This is a genomic window from Flavihumibacter sp. ZG627 (assembly GCF_000814325.1).
GTDB lineage: Bacteria > Bacteroidota > Bacteroidia > Chitinophagales > Chitinophagaceae > Flavihumibacter.
Window position 1 is genome coordinate 1 of record NZ_JPHF01000022.1, and the last position, 5,717, is coordinate 5,717.

6 protein-coding genes are annotated in these 5,717 nt (G+C 47.1%); 3 read left to right on the forward strand and 3 right to left on the reverse strand.

The genetic code is table 11. The features are described 5' to 3' along the window. Nucleotides 1-134 precede the first annotated feature (134 nt). From HY58_RS18270 to HY58_RS19365, 3 genes are all read right to left on the reverse strand, one after another. Nucleotides 135-992, reverse strand: a complete 858-nt coding sequence (locus HY58_RS18270; RefSeq protein ID WP_039135575.1) for a tyrosine-type recombinase/integrase — start codon at nt 990-992, stop codon at nt 135-137. Beyond that, the gene (locus tag HY58_RS18275; RefSeq protein WP_039135578.1) at nt 989-1,891 is read right to left on the reverse strand and encodes a tyrosine-type recombinase/integrase; all 903 of its coding nucleotides are present in this window, start codon (nt 1,889-1,891) and stop codon (nt 989-991) included. Before HY58_RS18275 ends, HY58_RS18270 begins: the two co-directional genes overlap by 4 nt. Nucleotides 1,892-2,035: 144 nt before the next feature. After that, nucleotides 2,036-4,660, reverse strand: a complete 2,625-nt coding sequence (locus tag HY58_RS19365) for a CHC2 zinc finger domain-containing protein (RefSeq protein ID WP_172644686.1) — start codon at nt 4,658-4,660, stop codon at nt 2,036-2,038. A 168-nt stretch (nt 4,661-4,828) separates the two neighbouring features. On the opposite strand from HY58_RS19365, the gene HY58_RS18285 reads away from it, so the two are divergent. From HY58_RS18285 to HY58_RS18295, 3 genes are all read left to right on the forward strand, one after another. Beyond that, nucleotides 4,829-5,182 carry a helix-turn-helix domain-containing protein gene (locus tag HY58_RS18285; protein ID WP_039135585.1) on the forward strand — a complete coding sequence of 118 codons (354 nt, stop codon included), beginning with the start codon at nt 4,829-4,831 and terminating at the stop codon, nt 5,180-5,182. 16 nt (nt 5,183-5,198) lie between these two features. After that, on the forward strand, nt 5,199-5,420 hold the full coding sequence (locus HY58_RS18290) for a hypothetical protein (RefSeq protein ID WP_039135587.1): 222 nt from the start codon (nt 5,199-5,201) through the stop codon (nt 5,418-5,420). After that, on the forward strand, nt 5,410-5,717 hold a 308-nt coding region (locus HY58_RS18295; RefSeq protein ID WP_039135580.1), incomplete at its 3' end, for a type II toxin-antitoxin system RelE/ParE family toxin. The genes HY58_RS18290 and HY58_RS18295, both read left to right, overlap by 11 nt.

Below are 5,717 nucleotides of genomic sequence, written 5' to 3' on the forward strand. Positions count from 1 at the left end.
TTTCTTTGCATAGATAAACTTCGGCAGCTACTGCTTTGGTTTGGCGGGGCACTTGCCGAACCGGACTTAACGGCACACTTTTTTACCGGATTCTTATAGACTAAACCGAAGCGCAAAGAAAAACAAGCAATCGATTATTTCATGGGATGATGTTGTTGTAATTCATTTTGCAGGTCATCTAAATTATTGACCTGGTAACGCTCTGTTGAACTCACATATTTGTGGCCAGCCATGTACTGCACTTCACGTAACGAGTTTTTCTTTAACCAGTGCGTGAGTACACTGCTCCTGATCTGCTGCGCATTAATAACACCAGGTTGTAACTGTCGCAACTGCTTGAACATCCACTGCACCTGATTAGAGATGTTTTGCGGGCTGATAGCGGGCTTCTTTTTTTCTGCGAACAACGGGCCTTCCTTGAACTTATTGGCCGCCAGATAAGTCTGTAATGCCGGTATCTGAACAGCTTGCAAGCTCAACCAGCGCTCGCCCGTTCTCTTGGTTCCTTTGACCAGGATTTTGCCTTCGTTGATTTTGAGGTGTTGCTTTTGCAGTCGGATGATTTCATCAACGGTGAGAGCTTGATAAATCAGCAGTCCCAGCATGATCTTTTTACTGGCGTCCACACTGAGTTGGATGCTGTACTGCTGATAGAGTTGTTCCAGGGTTTCGAGGGATAAAATATTCACCGGTATTTTTCTGACCAGTCCTTTGATGAACACGCCAGCGGCAGGGTTGTCAGTTCGCCTTCCTTCACTGATCAGGTAATTGCAGTAATGGCGGATTACATTCAAGATGCCATGCACACTGCGTTTGGTGATACCCTGTTCACTGCAGTATTGCATATAGGCCAGCAGGTCAGTATAGGTAAAGGTTTGCAGGGCCAGGTTGTCTGCCGCTAACCAGGTGATAAATTTCTGGCTGTATTTGCTGTAGGTATGGATGGTGGAAGGACTAAGTTTTTTGGATGCCAAGTAGTCTGTATAGTTCATGGCTGCTCGTTTTTTAAATGGGTATAAATCTGCGTACTGTCCAGGCTGCTGTGGCCCAGGAACTGCTGGATGCGTTCGAGTTTCATGCCACTTTGCAGTAAGTGGGTGGCAATGGAATGGCGCAGACTGTGCGCGCCTACCTTCTTTTTTATTTTGGCGCGTTTCACCAGGGCTTTGATCCTGATGTACAGACTTTGCTTCTGCATCGGCCGGCCACGATTGGCATCGATAAAAACCCTTTCAGTGGGCCCAGCCTGCAGAAGCTGTGGCCGGGCGTAATTGATGTAAAAAATAATCGCCTGGTAAGATTTTTCAGCCATTGGTACCAGCCTTTCTTTGTAGTGTTTTCCTTTTCGCACATGCAGGATTTTTCTATCAGTGATAATATCTTTGAGTTCCAGGCTGGCGCCTTCATTGAGCCGTAAGCCACAGCCGTAAAACACCGCCAGCATCGCCTGGTCCCGGATGCCTAAAACACTGTTGGATACAGCATCATAGAGGGCATTGATTTCTGTTTTCGTTAAGTACTGTGGCTTGGATCTGGTTTCTTCCACACGCTGCAGTGCAAAGCCAACAGTGGATTTGCCAGTCTCCCGTAAATACTTACTGAACAGTTTTAACACCTGTATGTGCTTATTAATGTGCGACCCGCTTAGTGGCCGTCCAGTACGTTTTCCGGTCGCCTGTCGCAGCTGCGCAATGTAGGCTGTTGCATCAGTGGCCTCGAGTTGGGCCAGCGTGGTTTTATTTTCCGCGAGCAGGTATTTAATGAACTCTTGCAGCGCCTGGTGCATTCCCGGGATGCTTAAGGGTGAGTAGTTCAGTAACTGCAGCCATTCTGTAAAACCCTGTTGCAATAGGATCCACCCACTGCCGGGCAGTGTAGTTATTTGTGCCATAAAATTTGATTGGGAGTGAAAGAAAAATATTTTCTTAATAGTCTTTTCCCGTGTCGCAATTGTCGCATTACCCTAAATCCGCTACCAGACTGGTTATAAATGCGACACCAATGCCACTGTCGCATTACTGTCGCATTGTCGCATTTAACTCGTGCGGATCCTTTGCAGCACAGCCGCAATATGGCTGTCGATAGCCGTTTTCAGCTGGCTGTATTCCTCTGTTGAAGTAATGCTGTACTCAAAGCCAGCGCGGCCTTTGCCACCGTAAATACGTTTTACATAGCCATACTGTGCAAGCTCTCGCATGTAGCGTTGTATTGACCTGGGCTCAAGCCTGAAGGCCCGGCGGATATCCTGGGCCTTAAAACTGGCTAAGCCCTGTTGGTGAACATGCGATTTCAGGGACTCAAAAAAACTGCGGGTCGCTTGGCTGAGTTCATCGCTCTTACTGAAGAGTACATCTTTTAAAAGTGAAAAAGCTTGTTCGATATCGGTAATGGTGGTTTCAATGTAATGCTGGCCACCCCCGTCTTTCTTTATGTCGCGTTGGTACTGGTGGTAAAACGTCACGGCCTCTATAAAGCCCAGCAGTAGCGTCATCGTTCTTCTTGGCTTAAACACTTGCTCCGGCAGCTGGATCCATTTGGCATACGGGTTAATGATCTGGATGGGCCGTAAGACCCGTTGCATATTCTGGAACAGTTCTTTGTACTGTTGTTCTCTTTCGCGGTTGATCTCACCACAGGCAAGACTGGTCTGGTAAGCATTGATTTTTTTGTCCTGGTCTTTACTCATATCGGTATAGAGCAGGATACAGCGGTTGGCATTGTCTTCATAGATCTTTTCTTTGGTGGTGCAACCACTCACCGATACCGGACCTTCTACGGTCAGCGTAATGGTTTTTAAATTGCCCTTGTTGTCTTTTAGCGTAACGGTTTTACTGATCTTTCTTTTGGTCTGCAGTTCGCGAAGCGGATAAAACACGGTCATGGCCCCATCGAGGTCCTCAATCAGCAGCAGCTTGTGTTTGAGCTCCTCCTGCTTAAAATAATACAGCGCGTTTTCAGTAATCTGCGTGATCTCGATCTTGTCTTCTTCCGGGATCAGTTCCGATATCTTTTCCTGAAGGTACGTCTTACCGCTGCCGCTGGCGCCCAGGAACATCACGTGTAAAGGGATCTGTTGTTTTCTGGTGCAATACACCAGGTAGGCCACCAGGGCATTGGACGTTTCTCCAACAATGCCACTTAATGAGATCAGCTGGCTCGTGCGTTGTAACAAGTTTGGTTTTTGCAGTTCTGTAATGGCGGCCTGTCTCTCAGCGTGTGTCAGTTCTTTTACGGTGTCTGGCTTTTTCTGCAGCGATTCAATGCGCTGCAGCCGGTAGTTTTCCAGTTGGGTAGTGAGCTCCGCCAGTGTAGTAGACGTTGCACTGGTGGCCGTCTCCAGCACCTCAGTAATCGTATTAATCGCCTGTTCCCGTTGCCCATGGTTGTACAGATCCAGGCTATGCCACACCGGTTGAGTGAGCCGCTCTTTGTGTTGCACTTTGAGGGTGACTTTTAACCGGTCCAGGCCCGTGATTTTTATACCGCCGAGTACTTCTATTCTTAATTCACAGTTGTCATAGATCAGCAGTTCCGGATTAGCCGTGATCAGTTTGTTGTCTTTGGGTAGTGCAGGTGGTGGTGGGATTTGCTGGGGTTTATGTTCAGTTGAAAAAGAAAAACTAATTCGCTGTTCAATCAGGTCGAGTAATATTTTTGGATCATCATGGGCCTGCAGGACACTGTTGACATCTTCACCATCGGGTAATCTAACCTGGGTGATGGTAATACCCGGGAGCAGTTGTTGCAAGGTGCTGTAATGCTTCTGCGTAGCGGCTTTACCAGCTTCATCAGCGTTCAGCAACAGGATGATTTCGCGCAAGTTGGGGAGGCTTACAATGGCTTGGCTGTGCTCCTCCGTCAGGCCATTGGTGCCATACAATGCCAGGATGCTATACGCTTCGGTGATGGCTTGTTGTTGTAATAAACTCGCAGCATCAATGATGCTTTCCGTGACAATTAATTTGGTGGTGGTGGATGCTGGATAGCCAGGATATAAACCTGTTCTATTCGGCAAATAAAAATGCCGGCTGTCTTCTTTATTCAAAATACTTCTGCCATAGATGCTGATGATTTTATTGTCTGCATTCTTTAATGGGAACAGGATGCAGTCTTTCGCCCATACGTTGTAACCACCAGCCGGCCTTGCTTTCAGCAGACCAGCCTTGATCATACTCTCCACCAGGTGGTGGTGTTTACTTTCCACATGCAGCCCACCACTGTTATAGGCCATCTCCACTTTGTTGTAATCCAGGCTCCGACTCTGCAGATACTCCACTGCTTTTTTAGTAATGGGCAAGCCTCTTTTGTAATAACTGAACACTTTGGCCAGCACAGCTTGCGTGGGCAGGATTTCTGCATCGATCACCAGTTTGGGGGTTGGTGTCGGCGAAGGATCTCCCAGAATCGCCGTTGCTTTTACCAGGGCTTCGTGCTTGCTGCAATTTTCTTTCAGCTGGATAAACTGGATCGCATCACCGGTACCGGCCTGGCAGTTACTGCTAAAACAACAGTAGGTGTTGGTGGCCGGATAAACCTGCAGGCTGGGTGTTTTGTCCGGATGGAACGGACAGTGCAGGCGTCTATTCTTATCAGGGTGCAAGTCGTAGTGCTGCAGCACCGCCATAATGCTCAACCCTGTTTTGATCTCCTTTAGCTCCATGTGGATATTTTTTTGTCTATAAGCAAACTTGCCTACAAAAATAGCAAACTTTCTATTACCAAAAGAAGCATACGCCCCCATTTATCCACACCTTTGCCTACAAATTGTTGATTTCACTAACCAAGAGTGCTAAATTTGCCCTATACCTACAGCATTAAAGCCATTATCATGGAGTTTAAAGACCGACTTAAGCAGGCAAGAACCAAAAAAGGCCTCTCACAAAGTGACCTCGCCAAAACCATCAGTGTCCATGTGACCAATATCTCCCGCTATGAACGCGGAGAGAACAGGCCCACTTCCGACGTATTGACCAAACTGGCCAATGCCCTGGGTACCACCGTAGATTTTTTAATGAGCGGATCCCTTAATGATCTGGCCGATACACAAATTGCCGATAAAGAATTACTCTCCCAGTTCAAACGGGCAGAGCATCTACCCCAAGAGAAAAAACGCCTGGTCAAAGAGTTCCTGGAATCTTTTCTGATCACCAATGAACTCCAGCAAAAACTGGCCATTAAATAATATTGATCTTTATACCATGGAACAACTGGTCGTACATATCAAAAAGAAAAACAAGCTGGCCTTTATTAAAGAGCTCCTCAAAGCCTTTGACTATGTAGAAGTCCTGGAACCAGCTCAACTCAGCAGCAAAGAAAAAAAATGGCTGGCCGGCCTGGAAGAAGCCGTGCAACAGGTCAACCAGCACAAGCAGGGGAAAATAAAATTGAAGTCCGCCAAAGCGCTTCTAAATGAGTTATAATGTACAGGTTACTGCCTTCTTCGAACGGGAACTCAAAGCCCTGGCTAAAAAACACCGCTCCTTAAAAAATGATCTGGCGGTCTTAATTGAACAACTGGAACTGGAACCTACCACCGGCACTGACCTTGGCAACAGCTGCTACAAAATACGCCTCGCCATCACCTCCAAAGGAAAAGGAAAATCCGGCGGCGCTCGCGTCATCACACACGTAAAGATTTCCGGTAGCACCGTTTACCTGCTCTCCATCTACGACAAAAGCGAACTGGAAAATATCTCCGACAACACCATCAAAGAAAG